A 21,199-nucleotide genomic window follows, 5' to 3' on the forward strand; every position below is an offset into this window, starting at 1 on the left:
CCGCTGCTACTTACCGCTCTCCGCCAACGTCGCCGCCGCCTGCAACTGCCCCAGCACCGCCGCGGGGTTGCCGTTCGCGGCCACCGCCCGCCCTATCCCCTTCTTGATGTCCGCGCTGACCGCGGCCCAGGAGGTGTTGCCGACCGGGTAGAGCGTGGACAGCGGGAGTTCCTCCAGGAAGGGCCGCAGATCCTTGTCCTGCGTCGATGCCTGCATCGCCTCGGACGCGGAGTTGGTCACGGGCAGGAGGTCGTACTCGCGGGAGAAGGCGAGGACGTTCTGCTCGCTGTAGACGTAGTCGAGGAAGTCGCCGATCTGCTCGCGGTGGCCGTTCTGCTTGAACGCGGTCATCCAGTCGGCGACGCCCATCGTGGTCTTGGCCTTGCCGTTACGGCCGGGCATCGCGACCGTGCCGAACTTGACGCCCTTCTTGGCGGCCTGCTGGATGAGGGTCGGGTGTCCGTTGAGCATGCCGACGTCACCGTCGGCGAAGGCGGCGAACGCGTCCGCGCGGTTCAGCTCGGCCGGTGCGACGGGCCCGGTCAGGCCCTTGGCGACGAGATTGTCGCGCAGCCAGGTGAAGGTGGAGACGTTCTCGGTGGAGTCGAGGGTGTACGTGCCGATGTCGTCGGTGTAGCCGCCGCCCCCGCCGAGCAGCCACTGCATGGTCTCGGCCTGTGCCTCCTCCGAGCCGAGCGGCAGCGCGAAGGGGTACTTCACGCCCTTCTCCTTCAACGCCTCCGCGTCGGCGGCCAGCTCGCTCCAGTCCTTCGGCGGGGTGATGCCTGCCTCGGTGAAGAGGGTCTTGTTGTAGAAGAGGACGCGCGTAGATGCGGCGAACGGCAGGCCGTATTTGTTGTGCTTCACCTCCCCCGCGTCGGCGAGCGGCTCCAGGAAGTCGGCCTCGACGGGGATGGAGAGCAGGTCGGCGGTGGAGTACAACTTGCCCGCCGCCGCGTAGTCCGCGTACGCGCCGATCTGCGCCATGTCGGGCGCCTTGCCGGCGGCGACCAGCTCCTTGACCTTGCGGTCGACGTCGTTCCAGGAGTAGACGCTGACCTCGACCTTGACGTTCGCGTGCTTGGCTTCGTACGCCTTGACGAGCTTGTCCCAGTATTTCTGCGAACTGTTGGACGCGGAGTCGCCGTAGTCGGCGGCGACCAGTCTCAGGGTGACCTCACCGGAGCCCCCGCCGAGGCCACAGCCACCGAGGACCGCCGTCATGCCCAGTACGGACGTCGCCGCGATCATTCCTGTCCTACGCCGCTGCACTGCCGAATCCCCAACCTTTGCTGTAGTGACGTTCGCTCCGCGAACCCATAAGGTCTACACCACGTGAGTGGACTAGACCTCTCGCGGGTGTACGGGCCACACTGTCCCCCGTGAGACATGTCATCGCCCTCGACGTGGGCGGCACCGGGATGAAGGCCGCCCTAGTAGGGGCGGACGGCGAGCTGCTCCACCAGGCCCGCCGGGCGACCGGCCGTGAGCGCGGTCCGGACGCGGTCGTCGAGCACATCCTCGACTTCGCCGCCGAGCTGCGCGCGTACGGCGAGGAGCACCACGGCGAGCCCGCGGCGGCGGCCGGCGTCGCCGTCCCCGGCATCGTCGACGCCGAGCGGGGCATCGCCGCGTACTCGGCCAACCTCGGCTGGCGCGACGTACCCCTGCGCGATCTGCTGGCCGCCCGTCTCGGGGGCGTCCCGGTCGCCCTGGGCCACGACGTGCGCACCGGCGGCCTCGCCGAGGGCCGCATCGGCGCGGGCAAGGGCGCCGACCGCTTCCTGTTCGTGCCGCTCGGCACCGGCATAGCGGGCGCCATCGGCATCGACGGCCGGGTGGAGGCGGGCGCGCACGGCTTCGCGGGCGAGATCGGCCACATCGTCGTACGCCCCGGCGGCACCCCCTGCCCCTGCGGCCAGACCGGCTGCCTGGAGCGCTACGCGTCCGCGGCGGCGGTGACCGAGGCGTGGGCGACCGTCTCCGGCACCCCCGAGGCGGACGCGGCGGACTGCGCGAAGGCGGTCACCTCCGGGGACCCCCGCGCGGAGAAGGTCTGGCAGGAAGCCATCGACGCCCTCGCCGACGGCCTGGTCACCGCCCTCACCCTCCTGGACCCCCGCACGATCATCATCGGTGGCGGCCTGGCGGAGGCAGGGGAAACGTTGTTCACACCGCTGAGGGAGGCGGTCCGATCCCGGATCACCTTCCAGAAGCTGCCGACGATCGCCCCCGCGGCTCTGGGGGACACGGCTGGATGCCTAGGTGCAGGCCTACTGGCCTGGGACCTCCTCAACCACACCGACCGCACGGAGGTAACGCCCTAATGGCACCCAACCCAGGGGCGCGGGGAACTGCGCGACCAGCCACACGCGACCCGCACCCCGCAACCGGCACAAGGCCCCTCATCCTGTCCGGCGCCACAGTGGTCCTCCCCACCGGAACCGTGAAAGACGGCCGGGTAATCGTCGACGGCACCCGCATCACCGGCGCCGCCCCCGAAAACGCCCAGGTACTCGACATCACCGGCTTCACGCTGGTACCGGGATTCGTGGACATCCACAACCACGGCGGCGGCGGAGCCTCCTTCACCTCCGGCACCCCCGAAGACGTCCTCAACGGCATCCACACCCACCGCCTCCACGGCACCACAACCATCGTCGCCTCCACCGTCACCGGCGACATGGACTTCCTCGCCCAACGCGCCGGCCTCCTCTCCGAACTGGCCGAACAGGGCGACCTCGCCGGTATCCACTTCGAGGGCCCGTTCATCTCCCCGTGCCGCAAGGGCGCCCACTCCGAGGCCCTGCTCCGCGACCCCGACCCCGCGGACGTCCGCAAGCTGGTCGACGCGGCCCGCGGCACGGCCAAGATGGTCACCCTCGCGACCGAACTCCCCGGCGGCCTCGACTCCGTACGCCTCCTCGTCGAACACGGTGTCATCGCGGCGATCGGGCACACCGACGCGTCGTACGAGCAGACGGTCGAGGCGATCGACGCGGGCGCGACGGTCGCCACGCACCTGTTCAACGCGATGCCGCAGATCGGTCACCGCGCCCCGGGTCCGATCGCCGCTCTCCTCGAAGACGAGCGGATCACGGTCGAGTTGATCAACGACGGCACGCATCTGCACCCGGCGGCACTGGAGTTGGCGTTCCACCACGCCGGTGCGGAGCGGGTCGCGCTCATCACCGACGCGATGGACGCGGCGGGCTTCGGCGACGGGCGTTACATGCTCGGCCCGCTGGAGGTCGAGGTGAGCGAGGGCGTGGCGCGGCTGGTGGAGGGCGGCTCCATCGCGGGCTCGACCCTCACCCTGGACCGGGCCTTCAAGCGCTCGGTGACGGTCGACCGGCTGCCGGTCGAGGACGTCGTCGCCGCGATCTCGGCCAACCCGGCCCGGCTGCTGGGGAGTTACGACGAGATCGGCTCGCTGGAGCCCGGCAAGTACGCGGACCTCGTGCTGCTGGACTCCGCGTTCGACCTCAAGGGCGTGATGCGGCGCGGCACTTGGGTGGTCGAGCCCCAACTGGGGTGAAATGTACTGCTGTTGAGGCGGCGGTTGTCCCGGGACACTGGGAGGACCGCCGCCTCTTTGGCATGATCGGGCCCGAACCGGACGGCGGATACACATACTTCGGGGGAGGTCGGCAGGTGATCCTCACGGTGACGCTGAACACCGCTCTCGATATCACCTATCGGGTACGGGAGTTGCGACCGCACGGTTCGCACCGCGTCTCCGAGGTGACCGAACGCCCCGGCGGCAAAGGCCTGAACGTGGCCCGCGTCCTGGCCACCCTCGGCCACGAGGTGACGGTCACCGGCTTCACCGGCGGCGCGACGGGACGCGTGGTCCAGGAGCAACTCACCGACACCCCAGGCGTGTTGGACGCGCTCGTCCCGGTCTCCGGCGCGACCCGCCGCACGATAGCGGTGGTGGACGACCGCACTGGTGACACGACTCAACTCAACGAGCCCGGCCCGACGGTCACTTCGGCGGAGTGGTCGGCCTTCCAGGAGGCGTACGCGGGGTTGTTGGGCGGGGTGTCGGCGGTGGCCCTGTGCGGAAGTCTGCCGCCCGGGGTGCCGGTGGGCGCGTACGCCGGCCTGATCCGCACGGCACGGACAGCGGGCGTCCCCGTCCTCCTCGACACCAGCGGCGAACCCCTGCGACGGGGAGTCGCCGCCCGCCCCGACCTCGTGAAGCCCAACGCCGAGGAACTGGCCGAACTCACCGGCTCCCACGACCCGTTGCGCGCCACCCAGGACGCGCGTCGCCGGGGCGCGCGGGCGGTGGTCGCCTCACTGGGCGCGCGGGGCCTGCTGGCGGCGACCCCGGAGGGCACCTGGCACGCGACGCCTCCGGCCCGGGTGCACGGCAATCCGACCGGCGCGGGCGACTCGGCGGTCGCGGGCCTGCTGTCGGGGTGGGTCGAGCGGCTGCCGTGGCCGGACCGGCTCGCGCGGGCGGTCGCGTTGTCGGCAGCGACCGTACTGGCGCCGGTGGCGGGCGAGTTCGACCACGCGGCGTACGAGGAGCTGGTGGCGCGGGTCGCGGTGACGGGGGACGCCAGCGCGGCCTAGGTCAGGTCAGGTCACGCCAGGTCAGGTCAGGCCTTGACCAGGTACAGCTGGTCGAAGTTGACGTCGCACTGGTTGCCCTGCTCGCAGGAGATCTTGATGGTGTTGGAGCCCTTGTTCAACTGAACGGACGCCCAGGTCTCCGTCCAGCCCTTCTCGTAGTCGCCCTCGGACGCCTTCGCGAAGTTGCCCAGGTTGAGCGGGCGGGACTGGGCCGTGCCGTTGATCGTGAGCGTGGCGGTGGCGGCCTTGCCGGGCACGCCGTAGTTGACGTACAGGCGGTAGTTGCCGCTCTTCGCGAGACCGCTCATGTTCCACGTCACGGACGCGCCGACCGCGTTGAACCCCGACACATAGACACCGCCGGCGGCCTTGGCGCCGTCGACGTCGGATGCCGTGGTGGCGCCGCCGCCCAGCAGCAGGGCCTTGGCGTCGATCTTCGGCAGGTCCGCCTCGGGGGCGGTGCTGCTGCTGGCCGACGGACTCGACGAGGCGCTCGACGAAGCCGACGGCGTGCTGCCCGCCTGGTCGCCGCTCTTGTCGTCGTCGTTGCCGTTCATCATCGCCACGCTGATGCCGATGACCACCGCGGCGACGACCGCGATCGCGCCGATCAGCAGGCCCTTGGTGTTGGGGCCGCGACCCCGGCCGTTGCCGCCGCCGTTGTTGTACGACGGGGGCTGCTGGCCGGCGGGCGGGCCGCCGGGGAAGGTCTCCGGGGCCTGGTAGTGCGCGTTCGGCTGGGCGCCGTAGGGCTGCTGCTGCGGGACCGTCTGGCCGTACGGCTGCTGCTGGTACTGGGCGGTGGGGGCGGCGGCCTGCTGGCCGCCGTACTGGCGCTCGCCCACCGGGCGCACTCGGTTGACCGAACCCGGGTAGCCGTAGCCACCACCGGACGGCGGCTGGGCGCCGGCGGCCTGGCCGTCCTCGTACAGGTAGCCGAACGGGTCGTCGTCCTCGGGCGTGCTCGCGCCGTTGTTGCCGGGCGTCATCCCTAGGTACTCCTCAACAGGTGCGGGTGCAGATACGTCAGCTTCGGATGCGTCTTCAGACACGTCTTCGATACGTCTGGAGAACTGCGAGCCTACCCGCTCCGCGTCGTCCAAACGGGTGACTCACACCGCATCAGACCGCTGACCTGGAGATCATCCCGCGCGTCTGTGCTGTTTGGGACGAGATCGTTTCTCGATGTACATCCGTTCGTCAGCGGACTTCAACACCTCGTCCGCCGTCATCCCGCAGTGGGCCCATCCGATGCCGAAACTGGCGCCGACCCGCATGGCCCGGCCGTCGACCCGGATGGGCTGGATGATCTCGTTCCGCAGGCGTACGGCGAGGTCGGCGGCGTCGGCCTTGCCGAGTCCGTCGGCCAGGACGACGAACTCGTCGCCGCCGAGCCGGGCCACCGTGTCGCCGTCGCGCACCGCCCGGCCGAGCCGCCGGGCGACCTCGATGAGGACGGCGTCACCCGCGTTGTGCCCGAACCGGTCGTTGATCGACTTGAAGCCGTCGAGGTCGCAGAAGAGGACCGCGAGCCCCTTGGTGCCGTCGTCGCGCTCGCCCTCGGGGGCGATGGTGTGGACGTGGTGGTCGTAGGCGTCGAGGAGGTCGGCGCCGGGGCGGAAGTCGAAGCCGTGGCCGTTCGCGTCGTAGGCGGCGTGTCCGTACGCGGCGTCGATGGACTCGATCTCGCCGGGGTGGCCGGTCTGCGGGCGCTGGCAGAGGCGGGCGGAGAGGCGGGTGCGCAGCTCCGCCGAGTTCGGCAGGCCGGTCAGCGCGTCGTGCGCGGCGCGGTGGGCGAGCTGGAGCTCGCGGCGCTTGCGGTCCTCTATGTCCTCGACATGGGAGAGGAGGAAGCGCGGTCCGTCGGCGGCGTCCGCGACGACGGAGTTGCGGAGCGAGACCCAGACGTACGTGCCGTCCCGGCGACCCAGGCGGAGCTCCGCGCGTCCGCCCTCCGCCGACGTTCTCAGCAGGGTGCCTATGTCCTCGGGGTGGACGAGGTCCGAGAAGGAGTAGCGGCGCATCGCGGAGGCCGGGCGGCCCAGCAGCCGGCACAGGGCGTCGTTGCTGCGCAGTATTCGGCCGTGCTGGTCGCCGCCCATCTCGGCTATCGCCATGCCGGAGGGGGCGTACTCGAAAGCCTGCCGGAAGCTCTCCTCGCTTGCGCGCAGGGCCTGTTGCTCGCGCTCCAGGCGGACCAGGGCGCGCTGCATGTTGGCGCGAAGACGGGCGTTGCTGATCGCTATGGCCGCCTGGAAGGCGTACATCTGGAGCGCCTCGCGCCCCCACGCGCCCGGCCGTCGGCCGTTGCGCGGGCGGTCCACGGACAGGACGCCGATCAGCTCGCCGCACGAGCCGCCGGAGACTCCGGGGGTGTACATGGGCGCGAAGAGCCGGTCGGACGGGTGCCACTCGTCCTCGAAGCGGGGTGCGGGGCCGTCGGTGTACCACTGCGGTACGTCGTCCTCGTCGAGGACCCAGCCCTCGGTGTGCGGGATGAACCGCAGGTCGCCCCAGGACTCGCCCATGCCGAGGCGGCGCTCCCAGGAGGTGCGGGAGCCGACGCGGCCGGTGATGAGCGACTCGGCGGCGGAGTTGCCCGCGAAGGCGGCGACCACGAGGTCGCCGTCGGGGCGGACGAGGTTGACGCATGCCAGCTCGTACCCGAGACCGTTGACGACGCCGTCGGCGACGGTCTGCAGGGTGTCCGCCAGGCTGCGGGCGGTGTTCATGTCCGCCATGACCGTGTGCAGTTGTCGCAGGGTCGCAAGACGGACGTAGGGTTCCGACTCGGTCTCCATACTCGCCCTCCCCCCGAGACCTCGCAGCGAATCAAGGGTCATCTTCCCCGCCACTGAATCACAGCGCGCTGCCCACTCGGTACACAGGGTCAACAATTACTATCCCTTGTGACTCAAGTCACAGCAGAAGATGAACAATTGAGTGGAGTTTCTGCATTTTCCCTGTGCGTTTCCTGAACGCAAACCATGCGGGTGTGTGGACATGATGCACGACGATGTTCCGTCGCGTAGGCCGTTGGTCCTAGGACCGGCCCTAGGACCCGGGTGGGCCGCAGGTCCGATGTGGTGCGCGGATGTCCGAGGCTAGCGTTTCGAGCGTGCTGAAGACCGCCTCGCAGACCGCCGCGATCATCGAGACCGCTCCCTCCGGGCATGCTGTGGGGGTGAGCAACGACGAGTTCCGCGCCGCCCTCTCCCGGCTGGCCGCGGGTGTGGTCCTGGTGACCGCGCACGAGGAGCCGTACGACCCGGACGACCCGCAGGCCCCGGTCGGCGAGGACGTGGGCATGACGGCGACCGCCTTCATGTCGGTCTCCCTGGACCCGCCCCTGGTCCTGGTCAGCCTCCGCAACGGCTCCCGCATGGACGACCTCCTCGACGAACAGCCCCTGTGGGCCGTCTCCGTCCTCTCCGAGAGCCAGCGCCACATCGCCGGCCGCTTCGCGATGAAGGGCCGCATCAGCGACCGTCTCCTCTTCGACGACATTCCGTACGTCCACGGGGAGGCGTCCGGGGCTCCGTTGGTGCGGGGGGCTCTGGCCACGCTCGAATGCCGGACGGAACAGCGGATCGTGGCCGGGGACCACACCCTCGTCATCGGGCGGGTGCTGACGGCGGAGGTGGGCAGCGCGGAGGGCGGCCCGCTGTCGTACTTCCGGGGCAGGTACCGGCAGTTGGGGTGAGCGTGAATTCGGTCGCTCACCGGTGATCCGCCCGCCTACCGTGCACGCATGACGCCGACGACCACCACCGCCGCAGCTCCCGGGCCCCGCCTCGAAGAGATCACCCGGCTCACCATCGATGCCGCCCTGGGCATCCGGGTCCGCCCCGACCAGGAGTTCGCGGTCTCCCCCGTCGTGAAGTCCCTGGCCGAGGCCTACGTCCATCAGGGCACCGCCTGGCCGCGCCTGATCGTCGACGAGAACCGACCCGTCGGCTTCGTGATGGCCTTCTTCGACATCGACTGGAACCTGGACGGCTCCGTCATCCGTTCCGGCCTGTGGCGCCTGAACATCGCGGCGGACCAACAGGGGCGCGGCTACGGCCGGTTCGCGGTGGAGTCGGTAGCGGCGGAGATCCGCCGCCGGGGCGGCAAGGAGCTGTACGTGACGTGGCACGAGGGTCCGCTGGGCCCGGCGAAGTTCTACCTGGGGCTGGGGTTCCGGCCCAACGGGGAGCTGAGCGAGGGGGAGACGGTGGGGGTGCTGGAGCTGTCGTAGCGGCGCCTCGGACGAGGCGTACGGTGCCGGGACTACCCCCAGTCCCGCCCGGTCCGCCCCCGCTTCGTGTCGGAGCGCTGCTTCTTCTCCCGCAACCGGCGTTCGTTGATACCGCGCGGAATACGGGTGGCCCGGCGCGGCTTCGGCGGCGGCGCGGTGGCCTCGGCGAGCAGGGCCGTGAGGCGTACGGCGGCGGTCTCGCGGTTGCGCCACTGGGAGCGGTGCTCGGAGGACCGTACGGTGACGACGCCGTCGACGAGTCGCGAGGCGAGCCGCTCCAGCGCGCGCTGCTTCCACACGTCGGGCAGGGCCTCGGTCTTCGCGAGGTCGAAGCGCAGCTCCACCTGGGAGTCGCTGGTGTTGACGTGCTGCCCGCCCGGCCCTGACGACCGCGAGAAACGCCACATGAGCTCGGCCTCGGGCAGGGAGACGGAGCCGCGGATGAGATAAGGACCGGACATGCCCCCATGGTCGCGCAGCTGTCCGGTCCACGTCACGCGAAATTCGCGTGGCGGCCGGACGATCATCCTGGGTAAAGAAAGTAAAGTCGCCTGGAACCTTCGGTACCCCTCTTGGCGTTCATAGAGGTACCGGTAGCTTCGTCCTCAGTACGAAGCCCGCACCGCAACGAGGGAAGGACTCCCAACAATGGCTGTAAGCCTGTCCAAGGGTGGCAACGTCTCGCTCACCAAGGAGGCCCCGGGCCTGACGGCCGTCACCGTAGGCCTCGGCTGGGACGTCCGCACCACCACCGGCACGGACTTCGACCTCGACGCCTCGGCGATCGCGGTCAACCCCGAGGGCAAGGTCTACTCGGACGGTCACTTCATCTTCTTCAACAACAAGTCGACCCCGGACCAGACGATCGTCCACACCGGCGACAACCGCACGGGCGAGGGCGCGGGCGACGACGAGGCGATCAACGTCAACCTGGCCGGCCTCCCGGCCGACGTCGAGAAGATCGTCTTCCCGGTCTCGATCTACGACGCGGAGACCCGCTCGCAGAACTTCGGCCAGGTCCGCAACGCGTACATCCGCATCGTGAACCAGGCCGGCGGCGCCGAGATCGCCCGCTACGACCTCTCCGAGGACGCGGCGACGGAGACGGCGATGGTCTTCGGCGAGCTGTACCGCAACGGCGCGGAGTGGAAGTTCCGCGCGGTGGGCCAGGGTTACGCCTCGGGCCTGGTCGGTATCGCCCAGGACTTCGGCGTGAACGTCTGAGGTTCGCCGGTTCACCGCGTCTGTAGGTAGTGCCGTGTGTGAGGCCCCTGGCTGCGGTTGTGGCCGGGGGCTTCGGCATGTGCGTGAACGGGAGCCGGGGGACCGGGAGTTGGGGAACGCGGCGCGGCGGACCAGGAGTTGAGGGTGGACGGCGCGGCGGATCGGGAGTCGAGGGTGCACGGCGCGGGGGCCGCACAGGGGTGTCTCAGCCGCGTATGGCAATGTGCCGGGATCAACAGCCGTTGGCCCCTGGAAGGACAGCGAGCCCTATGTCGTTCGGACCGTCCCCCGCCGGTTTCGGGCCTCCTCGACCGCCCGCCTGGACCCCGCCGACCGAGACGGAACGCACACTGGCCGAGGCCAGGGCGCGCGGCGACTGGCCCGCGTACTACGACGCACTGGCCCGGGTCCGCCTCTACTACGTGATGTCGCGCGAGTCCTACGACGCCCAACCGGACCGTACCCACCGGACGTTCGCCCGCGACCCCCGCACCGGCGCGGAACGCTGGGAGCTCTTCACGGACGGCATGCTGCCCGCGCCCCGCCCCGACCTGGTGTACTCCCGCGCGTCGCTGCGCTGGATCGCGGAAGCGTGGAACCCGCGCTGCCCACCGACCCTCGTCATCGACCCCGGCACCCCCTGCGAACTGGCCCTCCCCTACGGCCCCCCGGGCACGACGGACTGGTCACGCGCGGCGGAACACATCGGCGCCGCCCCCTCCACGGCCATGCGCCTGCGCGCACTCCACGTCGGCGGCGCGCTGCACGGCCCCGTGGCCCACGGCCTGGCCTGCGGAGCCCTCCTCTGCGTCAGCAACGGCTCCCTCTGGAACGCGCTGGCCTGGCACGGCAGCGGCTACGACGGCGAGCGCCGGCGGCTGCGCGAGTGGTGGGGCATCACCAACCGCGCCGAGTGGCAGCACCACCTGCGCAACCTGCTCGCCTGCGAAGCGTCCAGCTCCGTATGGGAGTTCGCGCTGAGCCTGCGCCGTACGATCGCCCGCGACTTCGGCGGCCACGTGGACACGGGGTACTGGCGCCAGGCGGTGGCCACCGTCATCCGAGCCAACTCGGAGGGTTCTACGGTGATCACGGAGGACGGCGTCACCAAGACCGACCCCCGCCCCGCATCGGAGACCGAGGCGCGGGTGGAGGGCGTACAACGCCTGATCGGCCGTATCACCCGCTACGAGGCCCGTATGCGCGCCGACGGCATCCTCGCCGAGAACCGTTACGTCACCTCGGTGGAGGCCTGGGACCTGGGCCGCGCCTCGAAGATGGCCCGCTGGGGCCTGGGCGCGCGCTTCGCCACCCTCCCGGAGACGGAGTCGGCCGTCATCCGCGCGGGCCGGGCCGCCGCCCTCGCGTACCGCTCCTGGGCCGACTTCTCCACCGGCTACATCCTCGGCCGTTGTCTCCACTTCGACGAGGAGGAGTTCGGGGACTGGTACCAGGACATGGTCGCCGCGCACCGGATCCTGATGACGGAGGCGGGGAGTCCTTGGCTGAACATCCCTTTTCGGTAGGCGGACTTCGGCAGGCGGGCTTCGGCAGACGGGACCATAACCTGGCGAAGATCCGTTCCCTGCCTGGAGGTTGAGCCTTGCGAAGACGTACGTTCGTCACCGCCCTCGGCGCCACCGTCGCCGCGTCCGTCGTACCGGGAGTGGCACGGGCGGCCACGCCGCTCATAGCGTCCACGCTGACGGGCCGGGACCCGTCGGCGTCGGCGAACGCGCAGAAGGTCTACAGCCACCTGGTGTCGCTGGAGAACGCGGCGCGCTCCGGCACCCACCCGATGACGATCATCGGCCAGCACATCGAGACCCAGCAGGAGCTGTACAACGCGAGTTACGGGGACACGGGCGGCACGACGTTCTCGGGCTACTACTACAAGAAGGCCGCGGACATCACGGGCAAGCTGTCCGGCTTCGTCGAGATCGACCTCGGACCGGGCTACGGCGCGACCGGCTGGGGAACGTACGGGGACCGGACCTACAACCGCCCACTGGGGCTGCCGACGGGGGTGCGTTCGTGGCAGTACACGGACGACGCCGTGGACCTGGCCTTCGGTGTGTGGAAGGGGCTGCCGCGCGCGGCGGACGGCTCGTACAACCCGGGTGGGACCATGGTCCGGCTCGACGGGACCACCGCGTCCCTCACCAACGGCGGTGCGGCTTCCGGGATCGTGGGCATGAGCTTCCACCAGCCCTACCCCGGTTCCGCGGTGAAGTCCTGGAGCCGGGTCCTCACCCAGGTCGCGGGAGAGCACCCGGGCGGCGAAGCGTCCTACCCCCTGGCGACGCTCACCACCGACCAGGCGTGGTTCGACCGCGTGCTCGACTGGGAGTCGGACACCGACGAGTACCGGGCGCTCCTCGCGGACCTGGCCTTCCTGGCGGCCACGCTCTCGTACTTCGCCGCGTGGGACGTCCCCGTGCTCCTGCGGCCGTACCACGAGATGAACGGCGACTGGTTCTGGTGGGGCGGGAAGACCCCGGCCTCGTACAAGAAGCTGTGGCGGATCACGTACGACTACCTGGTCAAGACGAAGGGCCTGCACAACCTGATCTTCGTCTGGTCACCCGGCGCGTGGGACCCGCAGGGCGACGACGTGCCGTGGGACTACTACCCCGGGTCCGACCTCGTCGACGTCGTCGGCGTCGACGACTACAGCCCGTCCGCCTCGGACCTCACGCACGTGTACTACACGGGTCTGGTCGACTACGCGAAGCCGCGGATGCTCGCCGAGTCGTACAACGTGCCGATCACGGCGGCGGGTTCGAACGCGCTGACCCGCAGCCCGTGGGTGATCTGGAGCACCTGGGGCTCCGGTCTGACCAAGACGGCCATCAACTCGAACGCGGACGTGAAGGCGACCTACTACGCCACGGACCAGGTGTACACGGGCGGTTCGGGCACCGGGTTCGGCCAGAACTTCGCGTGGGGGTCGCTGCACGCCCACTGAGCGCGGGCGGTCTCACGCCTGGGCAGCGCCCCTGTCCTTTGCGCCCGGCACCCGCCGGGCCAAGGGTGAGGGAATCTTCACGCCTTTCGATCGCCCTCTTTCGGACAACCCTGCATCTGATACTCCCGATAGCCGATGCCCTTTATATGGTTCACGAGTACACCATCGAACCTTCAAGGTGAAACTACATGCATAGATCGATTGCAAAATGGGGCGCGCTGATTGTAGCCGTAGCGGCTGCATGCTTATTTCTGACGGTTCCGGCAAACGCCGCTCAAGGTACCATTTCCTGGACTATTCCAGCAGGCTCCCTCGACAGTTCTCCAGGCACCCTCGTCTCGACGAAGTCAGGTTCCGCGAGTCGAAGCGCAGCCGCAGAAATACCCGGAGAGTGCACGGAGTCAGCAAGCGTATCCGTCGGCGTTTCCTATACCGCTGAAACTCCGGGGTACCTCACTGCGGTGAACTGGGTGGGCGGCGCCACCATCGCATGCACACCGGCGATGCTGGAGATTCAGTACGACCAGTGGGTGACCGATCCGGACGGAGTTTCTCACTACATCGCCGCCGGCGACTGCGTCGAATGCTCATCTCTCGTACCGGTCAACACCGGCTACTCCTGCGTGCAAGAGGCAAACGACTGCTCCGGGGTCTGGCTGCTGACGAAGGAATCCGTATACGTCGCCCCACCAGGAACTACCTGGACCTCCGCGACTTCCGGATGCGAGATCAGCGGTCAGACCGCCGTCTGCCAAAAGACGGTGACAGCAGGCACGGCGTACCTGTTCAACAACACCCAGCCCGTACGCTGCACCGCCACAGTGACCAGCGGTTGCGTCAATTTGCCGTCCGACATGCAGGCCGTGCCGCATCTGACCGACAAGTCGATCTCAGACATCTACACCTATCACTACACGGATGACGACACCACGGCAGCCGCAGAAAAGAGCACTTTCTTGGCAGGGACCACCCCATCCAAGTTGCAGAAGATCTTCCTGTACGGCCTCAACGACAACACAAGCTCCTGGCAGTTGAATGAGGACGGGTACTACCAAAAGCGCTTCGTCTACACGGCATACGTGGGCTCCACGTCCGCGCTGAACGGTGCATATCTCACGCAAAATGTTCTCGTCTCCGTGAGCAAGATCAGCGGCGACGTAATAACCATGTTCCCGGAATGATGACACACCGAGGGCGGCGCCATGGGGCTCGGCATATATATTCAAGATCGCCAAGGGAATCGGCTCGGATACATTCCCGACGTGGGAGATGAATTCCGCAGAGTCTCTACTTCCGGCCCCTGGGAAAGCATCCGACGGGGTGTGATGGTACACGGAAACACCACCTTCAACAGACTGCAACTCATGCGGCTCGTCGAAGAGCTGGAGAACCTTGAGGGAGAGCGCGGCCCGGTCGTCGAACAAGTGATAGAGGCCGCACGGGCGGCCATAGATCAATCAAATTACCTGCATATCGTGGGCGACTAGCCGAGGGCTGCGAGTACCCCTTACGCGAAGTCGCGCGGACGCGGCGGCACGACCTTGGTGCTGCAGCCGGAGACCGCATCACATGATCTCAGGCTGCAGCACCCTGCAGACGCCTCAGCGATCGGAACGAGAATCCGCGTAACTACGGGGTACGCCTTGGCTCTTGACCGGTCTTGATCGCGAGGAGCAGGGTGTGGAGGCGGGCGGGAGTGGCGGTCACGACCGTGTCTGGGGTTTCGCTCTCGCGGAGGAGTATTCGGCCTTTGTGGTGGGCGAGTTCGAGGCAGTTCTCCGCGCCGATTCCCGAGAAGGACGACTTCTGCCACTCCACAGGCACCCTCGGATCTCTCACAGTTCTCTCGCGATTCGACGGATGAGTTGCCGGGACTCCGACTCACTCAGCGACGACCGTTCCGCGATGTCGAGCATTGCCGCGAACTTCTTCAGTTGAGCCGCAGCGGTGCGTCAGCCGACCGAATCCACCGAGCTCTCGAAGCCCGCGCTGTCGCAGTAGGACACCGCACGCCCCTCGGCCCCGGTGTCGCCGGCGATCGCGTTGACGGTGTCGTCGAGGATGCGCGTGCCACCGTGTTCCAGGCCGGCTTTGTCCAGCTTCTTCGAGGCGTAGACGACCGCTTCCGCCGCCGATGCGGTGTTGGCCGTCCTGGCGCGCGCCTCACCCTGCCAGTCCCCCAGCTTGGCGCAGTACTCCTGTTGCCACGCCTTGTCCTGCGCCGAGTCGTCCGACGAACAACCGCTCGTCAGGACAGCCGCGACGACAACCACCGCCGCTCGTACGCCCGCGCCAAACCCACACCCGTGCCGCATGGACATGCCCTCCCCGAAGCCGCCGACACAGAGTACGGATCACGCAGGTGTCACCTCACACCGGATCCGCGCAGCACTAGCGTGCCTCTCATGTTCCTCGAACCGCTCACGCCGACCGAGGCCGGCGCGCTCCCCGGCGAGTTGCTCACCGAGCTGACCGCCCTCTACGCCTCGAACCACGCGTTCCACGCCCTGAGCGGTGACTTCCCCGACCCGGAGGACATCCGGCCCGAGCAGGTGGCGACCGCGCTGGCCGACGAACTCGCCGATCCGGACGTCGAAGTACTGCTCGCGCGCAGCGCCGGGCGGCTGGTCGGGATCGCCATCACCCTCGGGACGCATCCCGACCCGGAGGACGAGGACCCCTGGATCGGGCTGCTGATGATCGACGTCGCCCAGCAACAACAGGGGCACGGACGGCAGTTGGCGACCCTCGTCGAGGACCGTTTCCGCGAGGCCGGCCGAACCGCCGTACGCCTGGCCGTCCTTGACAACAACCCCGACGCCCTCGCCTTCTGGACCACCCTCGGCTACGACGTCATCGACCACCGCAAGGACCGCCAACTCGGCCGCCCCTGCACCGTGTTGCGCAAGCAGCTCCTCAAACTCCGCCGCGCCGCCCGCATCGCCGTACTCGACCCTTCGGGCTCCGTCTTCCTCTTCCTGCATGACGACTCCGCGAACGGCACCTTCTGGGCCCTGCCCGGCGGCGGCATCGAAAGGGACGAGACCCCGCGCGAGGGCGCCCTGCGCGAACTGCGCGAGGAGACCGGCTGGACCGACCTGACCACGGGCCCCCTCCTCTGCACCCGGGAACACGACTTCACCCGCGTCGGCATCCACATCCGGCAGCACGAGCACATCTACGTCGCCCACGGCCCCCACCGCGAACCCACCGGCCCCGACCTCGCCACCGCCCACGCCGAGGACGGCATCCTCGCCTGGCGATGGTGGACCCGGGAGGAGTTGCGCGGAGCGACCGAGACCGCTTGGCTGCCCGAACTCGCCCGGCTGCTCGACGAGTTGGAGGAGGGGCCGGACACGAGCGCGGGAAACGGATGATCGCGTGACCGACACCGAGGACCGCCGGCAGCCGGACCGTTCGCCGTGGCCCGCCGCCGGTCGAACGGTCCGGGCGGACACGGTCAACTCTCCACAGCAGCACCACAGTTGAACCCGTATATCGACTTGCGTGCCGGCGGCCACTTGGCGTAGTTAATGGACGCCTGTCAGTGATCTCAGGGGGACTCGTGGAGAGAACCGAAGTGTCCGGTTTCCCGGACATCCCGCCGCCGCCCGCCACACCGCCGCAGGGGTTCCGCGCGATCGATCTGCGGGTCGGCAAGCGCCTGTTGTGGGTCGGCACGGCCACCTACCCGCTGGAGAACATCGCCAGGGTGCACACCTACATGCTCATGCCGAGGCGCTGGGAGGCCACGAGGCTCTTCCTGAAGCGTCTCGGGATCATCCTGTCGGTGGCGTTCGCACTGACCATCCTCGGCGGTATCACCGGGCTCGCAAGCCAGAACACGGCGAGCACGCTCATCATGTGGGTGTGGCTGGGCTCGACGGCCGCGCTGATCTTCTGCGCGGTGGAGTGGTTGCAGGTGCTGTCGGCGCACCCGCTGTACGTCCTGGCCGTGGAGACGTCCGGCCCGCCCATGGCCGTGGTGACGAGCGCGAACCCGTACCAGCTCGACCAGTTGGTGGGCTCCATCGTGTACGCGATCGAGCACCCGGAGACGGAGTTCCACGTCACGGTGGACCGGCTCATGGTCAACCCGAAGAACTACTACTTCGGCGACAACGTCAACATGTACGGCGGTACGGGCAACGTGGGAGTGGGACACGCATGAGCGGCAACAACTTCTACTTCGGCGACAACGTCAACATGCACGGCGGCACCGGGAACACGGGCATCGCCAAGCATCAGACACCGGCCGGGCCGCCCTCGGTCGACCCGGCCCTCCAAGCCGCCGTCGAGGAACTTCGCCGACTGGTCGAGACGCTGCGTGGGCAGGTCCCGGCCGCGAGCGCGCAGGCCATCGACGACTCCCTGCCGGCCCTCACCACGGACCCGGGCGCCGCCCCGCAGGACCGGCACCGCGCGCTGATGGCCGTCGCGGGAATCGCGGCGACGGTCGGCGCGGTGGGCCAGCCCGCGCTGGAGGCGGTGAACCGGATCCTGAGCCTGCTCGGCGGCCGGTAGACGGCCGAACAGCCCCCGCCGCCGAACAATGGGATCGTGCGTGCGTCCCTGCGTCCGTCCGTCCCTGCGTCCGTCCGTCTGTCCGTCTGTCCGTCTGTCCGTCTGTCCGTCAAGGGCGGGCCGGTTTCCCCTTCCCGTACAGCCAGTCCTTCCAGATTCCGCTGAAGTCCTTGCCCGGCGCCATCTTCTGCACGTACGCCGTGAAATCCGCCGTGTTCGCGTTGCCGTAGCGGTGTGCGGCTGCCCAGCCCTGGACGATGTCGTAGAAACGCGCGTCGCCGACCGTCTGCCGGATCTTGTGGAGGACCATCGCGCCGCGTTCGTAGACGGGGCTGTCGGAGATGTGGGCGGCGGAGGTGGGGCGGGCTGGGGGGAAGGACCAGATCGCCTCGTTGTCGGACCTGTTGGGGAAGTAGGTGCCCTTGTAGAGGGCGTCGAAGGTCTGCTGGGCCGTGTCGCCGTCGTGGTCCTCGGCCCAGAGCCATTCCGCGTAGGTCGCGAAGCCCTCGTTGAGCCACATGTCGCGCCAGGTCCTCGGGGTGACGGAGTCGCCGTACCACTGGTGGGCGAGTTCGTGGACGAGGGTGGCGGTGTCGGGGGCGCCGGGGAAGAACGGGCGGGTCTGGGTCTCCAGGGCGTAGCCCGCGTCGCCCCGGCGGTCGACGATCGCGCCGGTGGAGGAGAAGGGGTACGGGCCGAAGTTGTACTCCTCCCACTCCATGATCTCGGGGAGTCGGGCCAGTACCTTGCGGCTCGCTGTCGCTTCCTGCGGGTCGACCGCCGTGTACACGGGGAGGCCGTTCTTCGTGGTGGTGCGGGTGATGTCGTAGTGGCCGATCGCCACCGTGGCCAGGTAGGTCGCCATGGGGTGGGTCATGCGCCAGCTGTACGTCGTACGACCGTCCCCCGTCGTCGTCTCCGTCCTCAACTCACCGTTGGAGACCGCCTGTAGGCCCTTCGGGACGGTGATCGTGATGTCGTACGTCGCCTTGTCGGAGGGGTGGTCGTCGGCGGGGAACCAGGTCATCGCGCCGGTCGGTTCGCCGAGGGCCAGTGCGCCGTCCGCCGTGGGGAGCCAGCCCTCTTCCGAGCCGTCGGGGTCGGTGATCGTCTCGGGGGTGCCGGAGTAGTGGACGGTCGTCCTGAAGGTCTTGCCCTGGGGGATGGTGGAGGGTGGGCGGACCGTCAGTTCCTGGTCGGTGCGGGTCCAGGAGGCATTCTTGCCGTTCACCGTCAGCGAGTTGACCCGCATGCCCTTGAGGTCGAGGTCGTAGGTGGAGAGGTTCTGGGTGGCGCGGGCCGTGATGGTCGCCGTACCGGTCAAGGGAGTTGGGGTGTGAGGGGTGTCGGGGGTGTCGGGGGTGTCTGAGGTGTCTGAGGTGTCTGAGGTGTACGCCAGGGTCAGCGCGTAGTGGGTCACGTCGTAGCCGCCGTTGCCCGCCTCGGGGAAGTACGGGTCGGCCACGCCCGCGCTGCCGGCGGTGCCGTGCACGCCCCCTGTTCCACCGCACGCCGTCAGGACGAGGGCCAGCGCGCACGCGGTGACCGTGGGAACAAGCGGTACGGATCGGGACACGTGCGCGATCCTATGAGTTCGGGGCTCGTCGACCTGGAGTACGGCGGTCCTCGTACGCTCGGGTCCATGCCCCGTTCTTCCAAGAAGCCTCGCCGACTTGTTGCCGATGGGCGCGTGTACATGTGGTCGCTGCGTCACAGTCACCGCGACAGCGGCAGCGGCCGGGGCGGCGGCTCCGTGGTGTGTGTCCACACCCTCCCCCTGAATCCCCAGCCGTCCGGCACCGGCGGGGTGCTGCGGATCGTCTTCGTCGCGGGGCCGGGGCGGTTCGTCCCGGGCGGGGCTCCCTTCGGTTCCGGGGACGTGGGCCACGTCCACGGCGCCACCCTCAACCTCCACGAACCCGGCGCCGTCCGCGCCCTCCTCGACGCGGCGGCGGCCCGCGGGTGGCTGCCGGCGCCGGGAGAAACCCGGGCGGTGGAGGTCGACGGCTGGGCCCTGCTGGAAGCGGCCGCCGCCGGGCGGGACGAGGCCCTGTGAGAGGGCAGCTACGGCTGCCGTCAGCTCGCTCTCCGGCCGTGACACCATCTCCTACGTGCTCGACATCGGCTATGCCCTCTCCAACCGCTTCCCCGACCCCCCGCAGACCGACTACCGGCGCGCGGACGTCCACGCGCTGCGGCACGACCTGTTCTGCGGTGACGTGTACCTCGCCGACACCAAGGCGGACCGGGAAGTGTCCACAGCCTGGGGATGGGTACCGGTGCTGGACTTCGCGTGGGCGTTGTGCGACATCGTGGAGCAGATCGATCAGGACCCGGCGGGGTCGCGGGCGTCCCGGCCGCAACGCGCCGAACTGGACTTCACCGAGTCCACCGACCGGATGTTGTTCGAGCGGCGGTTCGGGTGGGTGGATGTCGAGGCGGACTGGATGCGGCGGGACGAGGAGGCGTTGACCTTCTCCCACTCCGAACTCCGGCGTGAGGCGCGGGACTTCCTGCACGACCTGATCGCCGACCTCGTTGATCTGCACGATGCGCTCGGCGAGAATCCGGCGATCTGGACGTTGCAGGCGAGGTTCCCCAGAGTGCCGTGAGCCTCTCGGATGCAGGAACTTCCCGGGTGCCCTGAGCTGGTGGCGCCGTCCCTGGGGGCTGCGCCCCCAGACCCCCATCGGCCCTGAAGAGGCCTCGTCCTCAAACGCCGGACAGGCTGGATATAGGCGGCCTGTGTTGGAGAGGCGCCGGACGGGCTCGATGGTGCGGGCCTACGCTGAAAAGTGACGGACGGCCGGGTGGCGCGGCCCCGTGCCCAAAGAGCGGGCGGACTGGATGGTGTCGGCCCGCGCTGGAAAAGGCGCCTCCTCGAAGCCAAACAGCGCACCCCTCAGTCCCCCCTCCCCTCTACCTCCCGCTCACCCCTCCACCCGAATCCCCATCTGCACAGCCAACACCGGCGCCAGATCCAACAGTTGCCCCATGCTGATCACCGCCCCCGACAACCGATCCACCCCCCGCGCGATCTCCAGCTCCGCCACCCCCCGCAGATCCACGTCCGTGAACGTCACCCCCGTGAAGTCCACCCCCTTCAACGCGCAGTCCACGAACTCGACGCGCTCCAGCCGGGCATCAAGGAAGTCCGGCTCGACGAGGACGCACCCCTCGAAAACAACATCCCGGAGCTTCGCCTTGCGCAGGTTCAGGTAGTCGATCTTGCCCCCGCGAATCACCACCCGCTCCAGCACCGCGCCATGCAACTGCACCCCACCCATCCGCGCGTCGATCACCTCGACGTCACGCAGGGTCGACTCCGCGAGATCCGTACCCACACCCCGTATGCCGGTGAGGACCGAGTCCAGCACCCGCGCGTGATGCAGTCGCGTCTCGTCCAGCGCGCAGTCCGTCAACGCGCAGTCCATGAAACGAGCACCCCCGCCGTCCTGCCCGACGAAGTCCTCGTCCCGGAACTGCAGCCCGTCGTAGTCCCCGTCCGGCTCCAACTCCCCACCCCCGTAAGCCTCCAGAGCCGGCAACCGCACCTCCGGCCGCCGCGCCCCTTTCACTCCACCCGCCCCCTTCACTCCACCCGTCCCCTTCATTCCACCCGTCCCACCCGCCGCTCTCCTCGCCATGCCCCCATCCTG

The 21,199-nt window shown here is 69.0% G+C and carries 23 protein-coding genes; 15 read left to right on the top strand and 8 right to left on the bottom strand.

All coding sequences use genetic code 11. From position 1 onward, the window contains the following. Positions 1–6: 6 nt before the first annotated feature. On the bottom strand, positions 7–1,251 hold the full coding sequence (locus OG588_RS21805; protein WP_405948761.1) for an extracellular solute-binding protein: 1,245 nt from the start codon (positions 1,249–1,251) through the stop codon (positions 7–9). A gap of 131 nt (positions 1,252–1,382) precedes the next feature. Here OG588_RS21805 and OG588_RS21810 point away from each other — a divergent pair, with 131 nt between their 5' ends. The 3 genes from OG588_RS21810 to OG588_RS21820 all read left to right on the top strand — a co-directional run bounded on the left by OG588_RS21810 (position 1,383) and on the right by OG588_RS21820 (position 4,584). Beyond that, entirely contained in the window at positions 1,383–2,327 is a 945-nt protein-coding gene (locus OG588_RS21810) for an ROK family protein (protein ID WP_405948762.1), read from the top strand. Next, the gene (nagA, locus tag OG588_RS21815) at positions 2,327–3,538 is read left to right on the top strand and encodes an N-acetylglucosamine-6-phosphate deacetylase (RefSeq protein ID WP_405948763.1); all 1,212 of its coding nucleotides are present in this window, start codon (positions 2,327–2,329) and stop codon (positions 3,536–3,538) included. The genes OG588_RS21810 and nagA overlap by 1 nt, the downstream gene beginning before the upstream one ends. A 116-nt stretch (positions 3,539–3,654) precedes the next feature. Beyond that, positions 3,655–4,584, top strand: a complete 930-nt coding sequence (locus OG588_RS21820) for a 1-phosphofructokinase family hexose kinase (protein WP_405953182.1) — start codon at positions 3,655–3,657, stop codon at positions 4,582–4,584. 26 nt (positions 4,585–4,610) lie between these two features. Here the strand turns inward: OG588_RS21820 and OG588_RS21825 are convergent, their stop codons facing one another. Beyond that, the gene (locus OG588_RS21825) at positions 4,611–5,573 is read right to left on the bottom strand and encodes a carbohydrate-binding protein (RefSeq protein ID WP_405948764.1); all 963 of its coding nucleotides are present in this window, start codon (positions 5,571–5,573) and stop codon (positions 4,611–4,613) included. Positions 5,574–5,726: 153 nt separating this feature from the next. Further along, positions 5,727–7,385 (bottom strand): diguanylate cyclase CdgB, encoded by a 1,659-nt coding sequence (gene cdgB / locus OG588_RS21830; RefSeq protein ID WP_266858414.1) that lies wholly within the window; start codon positions 7,383–7,385, stop codon positions 5,727–5,729. 293 nt (positions 7,386–7,678) lie between these two features. On the opposite strand from cdgB, the gene OG588_RS21835 reads away from it, so the two are divergent. Then, positions 7,679–8,287 carry a flavin reductase family protein gene (locus OG588_RS21835; RefSeq protein ID WP_405948765.1) on the top strand — a complete coding sequence of 203 codons (609 nt, stop codon included), beginning with the start codon at positions 7,679–7,681 and terminating at the stop codon, positions 8,285–8,287. A 48-nt stretch (positions 8,288–8,335) separates the two neighbouring features. Beyond that, on the top strand, positions 8,336–8,824 hold the full coding sequence (locus tag OG588_RS21840; RefSeq protein WP_405948766.1) for a GNAT family N-acetyltransferase: 489 nt from the start codon (positions 8,336–8,338) through the stop codon (positions 8,822–8,824). Positions 8,825–8,856: 32 nt separating this feature from the next. Here OG588_RS21840 and arfB read toward each other — a convergent pair whose 3' ends face one another. Further along, a complete protein-coding gene (gene arfB / locus OG588_RS21845; protein ID WP_043258234.1) occupies positions 8,857–9,285 on the bottom strand; it encodes an alternative ribosome rescue aminoacyl-tRNA hydrolase ArfB in 429 nt (142 codons plus the stop codon). Positions 9,286–9,472: 187 nt separating this feature from the next. Between arfB and OG588_RS21850 the strand changes: the two genes are divergently transcribed. From OG588_RS21850 to OG588_RS21870, 5 genes are all read left to right on the top strand, one after another. Further along, positions 9,473–10,048, top strand: a complete 576-nt coding sequence (locus OG588_RS21850) for a TerD family protein (protein WP_019057183.1) — start codon at positions 9,473–9,475, stop codon at positions 10,046–10,048. Positions 10,049–10,317: 269 nt separating this feature from the next. After that, positions 10,318–11,574: a DUF1266 domain-containing protein gene (locus OG588_RS21855; protein ID WP_405948767.1), complete on the top strand. Its 1,257-nt coding sequence runs from the start codon at positions 10,318–10,320 to the stop codon at positions 11,572–11,574. Between the two features lie 77 nt (positions 11,575–11,651). Continuing rightward, positions 11,652–13,016 (top strand): glycosyl hydrolase, encoded by a 1,365-nt coding sequence (locus tag OG588_RS21860; protein WP_405948768.1) that lies wholly within the window; start codon positions 11,652–11,654, stop codon positions 13,014–13,016. 461 nt (positions 13,017–13,477) lie between these two features. After that, positions 13,478–14,197 (top strand): hypothetical protein, encoded by a 720-nt coding sequence (locus tag OG588_RS21865; RefSeq protein ID WP_405948769.1) that lies wholly within the window; start codon positions 13,478–13,480, stop codon positions 14,195–14,197. Between the two features lie 183 nt (positions 14,198–14,380). Continuing rightward, positions 14,381–14,503, top strand: a complete 123-nt coding sequence (locus tag OG588_RS21870; protein WP_405948770.1) for a hypothetical protein — start codon at positions 14,381–14,383, stop codon at positions 14,501–14,503. A 142-nt stretch (positions 14,504–14,645) separates the two neighbouring features. On the opposite strand, the gene OG588_RS21875 is transcribed toward OG588_RS21870, so the two are convergent. Both OG588_RS21875 and OG588_RS21880 read right to left on the bottom strand, forming a co-directional pair. Beyond that, positions 14,646–14,834, bottom strand: a complete 189-nt coding sequence (locus OG588_RS21875) for a DUF397 domain-containing protein (protein ID WP_405948771.1) — start codon at positions 14,832–14,834, stop codon at positions 14,646–14,648. Positions 14,835–14,968: 134 nt separating this feature from the next. Further along, on the bottom strand, positions 14,969–15,337 hold the full coding sequence (locus OG588_RS21880) for a hypothetical protein (protein WP_405948772.1): 369 nt from the start codon (positions 15,335–15,337) through the stop codon (positions 14,969–14,971). An 84-nt stretch (positions 15,338–15,421) separates the two neighbouring features. Between OG588_RS21880 and OG588_RS21885 the strand changes: the two genes are divergently transcribed. The 3 genes from OG588_RS21885 to OG588_RS21895 all read left to right on the top strand — a co-directional run bounded on the left by OG588_RS21885 (position 15,422) and on the right by OG588_RS21895 (position 17,540). After that, a complete protein-coding gene (locus OG588_RS21885; protein ID WP_405948773.1) occupies positions 15,422–16,393 on the top strand; it encodes a GNAT family N-acetyltransferase in 972 nt (323 codons plus the stop codon). Positions 16,394–16,581: 188 nt separating this feature from the next. Continuing rightward, positions 16,582–17,187 carry a DUF6232 family protein gene (locus tag OG588_RS21890; protein ID WP_405948774.1) on the top strand — a complete coding sequence of 202 codons (606 nt, stop codon included), beginning with the start codon at positions 16,582–16,584 and terminating at the stop codon, positions 17,185–17,187. Next, on the top strand, positions 17,184–17,540 hold the full coding sequence (locus OG588_RS21895) for a hypothetical protein (protein WP_405948775.1): 357 nt from the start codon (positions 17,184–17,186) through the stop codon (positions 17,538–17,540). Before OG588_RS21890 ends, OG588_RS21895 begins: the two co-directional genes overlap by 4 nt. Positions 17,541–17,649: 109 nt before the next feature. Here OG588_RS21895 and OG588_RS21900 read toward each other — a convergent pair whose 3' ends face one another. Continuing rightward, the gene (locus OG588_RS21900) at positions 17,650–19,116 is read right to left on the bottom strand and encodes a M1 family metallopeptidase (protein WP_405948776.1); all 1,467 of its coding nucleotides are present in this window, start codon (positions 19,114–19,116) and stop codon (positions 17,650–17,652) included. 66 nt (positions 19,117–19,182) lie between these two features. Between OG588_RS21900 and OG588_RS21905 the strand changes: the two genes are divergently transcribed. Both OG588_RS21905 and OG588_RS21910 read left to right on the top strand, forming a co-directional pair. Continuing rightward, the gene (locus tag OG588_RS21905; protein WP_405948777.1) at positions 19,183–19,596 is read left to right on the top strand and encodes a hypothetical protein; all 414 of its coding nucleotides are present in this window, start codon (positions 19,183–19,185) and stop codon (positions 19,594–19,596) included. Between the two features lie 55 nt (positions 19,597–19,651). Continuing rightward, positions 19,652–20,152: a hypothetical protein gene (locus OG588_RS21910; RefSeq protein WP_366093533.1), complete on the top strand. Its 501-nt coding sequence runs from the start codon at positions 19,652–19,654 to the stop codon at positions 20,150–20,152. A gap of 318 nt (positions 20,153–20,470) precedes the next feature. Here OG588_RS21910 and OG588_RS21915 read toward each other — a convergent pair whose 3' ends face one another. Continuing rightward, complete coding sequence (locus OG588_RS21915) at positions 20,471–21,154, bottom strand: pentapeptide repeat-containing protein (RefSeq protein WP_405953183.1); 684 nt, start codon at positions 21,152–21,154, stop codon at positions 20,471–20,473. Positions 21,155–21,199 lie beyond the last annotated feature (45 nt).

The sequence above is a fragment of the Streptomyces prunicolor genome, assembly GCF_045162825.1.
Taxonomy (GTDB): Bacteria; Actinomycetota; Actinomycetes; order Streptomycetales; family Streptomycetaceae; genus Streptomyces; species Streptomyces prunicolor.

Bases quoted from the DNA above. Each gene is read 5' to 3' on its own strand.
- OG588_RS21870 (WP_405948770.1), top strand. From the start codon at position 14,381: ATGCGGCTCGTCGAAGAGCTGGAGAACCTTGAGGGAGAGCGCGGCCCG.
- OG588_RS21885 (WP_405948773.1), top strand. From the start codon at position 15,422: ATGTTCCTCGAACCGCTCACGCCGACCGAGGCCGGCGCGCTCCCCGGC.
- OG588_RS21850 (WP_019057183.1), top strand. From the start codon at position 9,473: ATGGCTGTAAGCCTGTCCAAGGGTGGCAACGTCTCGCTCACCAAGGAG.
- OG588_RS21835 (WP_405948765.1), top strand. From the start codon at position 7,679: ATGTCCGAGGCTAGCGTTTCGAGCGTGCTGAAGACCGCCTCGCAGACC.
- OG588_RS21880 (WP_405948772.1), bottom strand. From the start codon at position 15,337: ATGTCCATGCGGCACGGGTGTGGGTTTGGCGCGGGCGTACGAGCGGCG.
- OG588_RS21805 (WP_405948761.1), bottom strand. From the start codon at position 1,251: ATGATCGCGGCGACGTCCGTACTGGGCATGACGGCGGTCCTCGGTGGC.
- nagA (WP_405948763.1), top strand. From the start codon at position 2,327: ATGGCACCCAACCCAGGGGCGCGGGGAACTGCGCGACCAGCCACACGC.
- OG588_RS21840 (WP_405948766.1), top strand. From the start codon at position 8,336: ATGACGCCGACGACCACCACCGCCGCAGCTCCCGGGCCCCGCCTCGAA.
- arfB (WP_043258234.1), bottom strand. From the start codon at position 9,285: ATGTCCGGTCCTTATCTCATCCGCGGCTCCGTCTCCCTGCCCGAGGCC.
- OG588_RS21895 (WP_405948775.1), top strand. From the start codon at position 17,184: ATGAGCGGCAACAACTTCTACTTCGGCGACAACGTCAACATGCACGGC.
- OG588_RS21825 (WP_405948764.1), bottom strand. From the start codon at position 5,573: ATGACGCCCGGCAACAACGGCGCGAGCACGCCCGAGGACGACGACCCG.
- OG588_RS21915 (WP_405953183.1), bottom strand. From the start codon at position 21,154: ATGAAGGGGACGGGTGGAGTGAAGGGGGCGGGTGGAGTGAAAGGGGCG.
- OG588_RS21905 (WP_405948777.1), top strand. From the start codon at position 19,183: ATGCCCCGTTCTTCCAAGAAGCCTCGCCGACTTGTTGCCGATGGGCGC.
- cdgB (WP_266858414.1), bottom strand. From the start codon at position 7,385: ATGGAGACCGAGTCGGAACCCTACGTCCGTCTTGCGACCCTGCGACAA.
- OG588_RS21855 (WP_405948767.1), top strand. From the start codon at position 10,318: ATGTCGTTCGGACCGTCCCCCGCCGGTTTCGGGCCTCCTCGACCGCCC.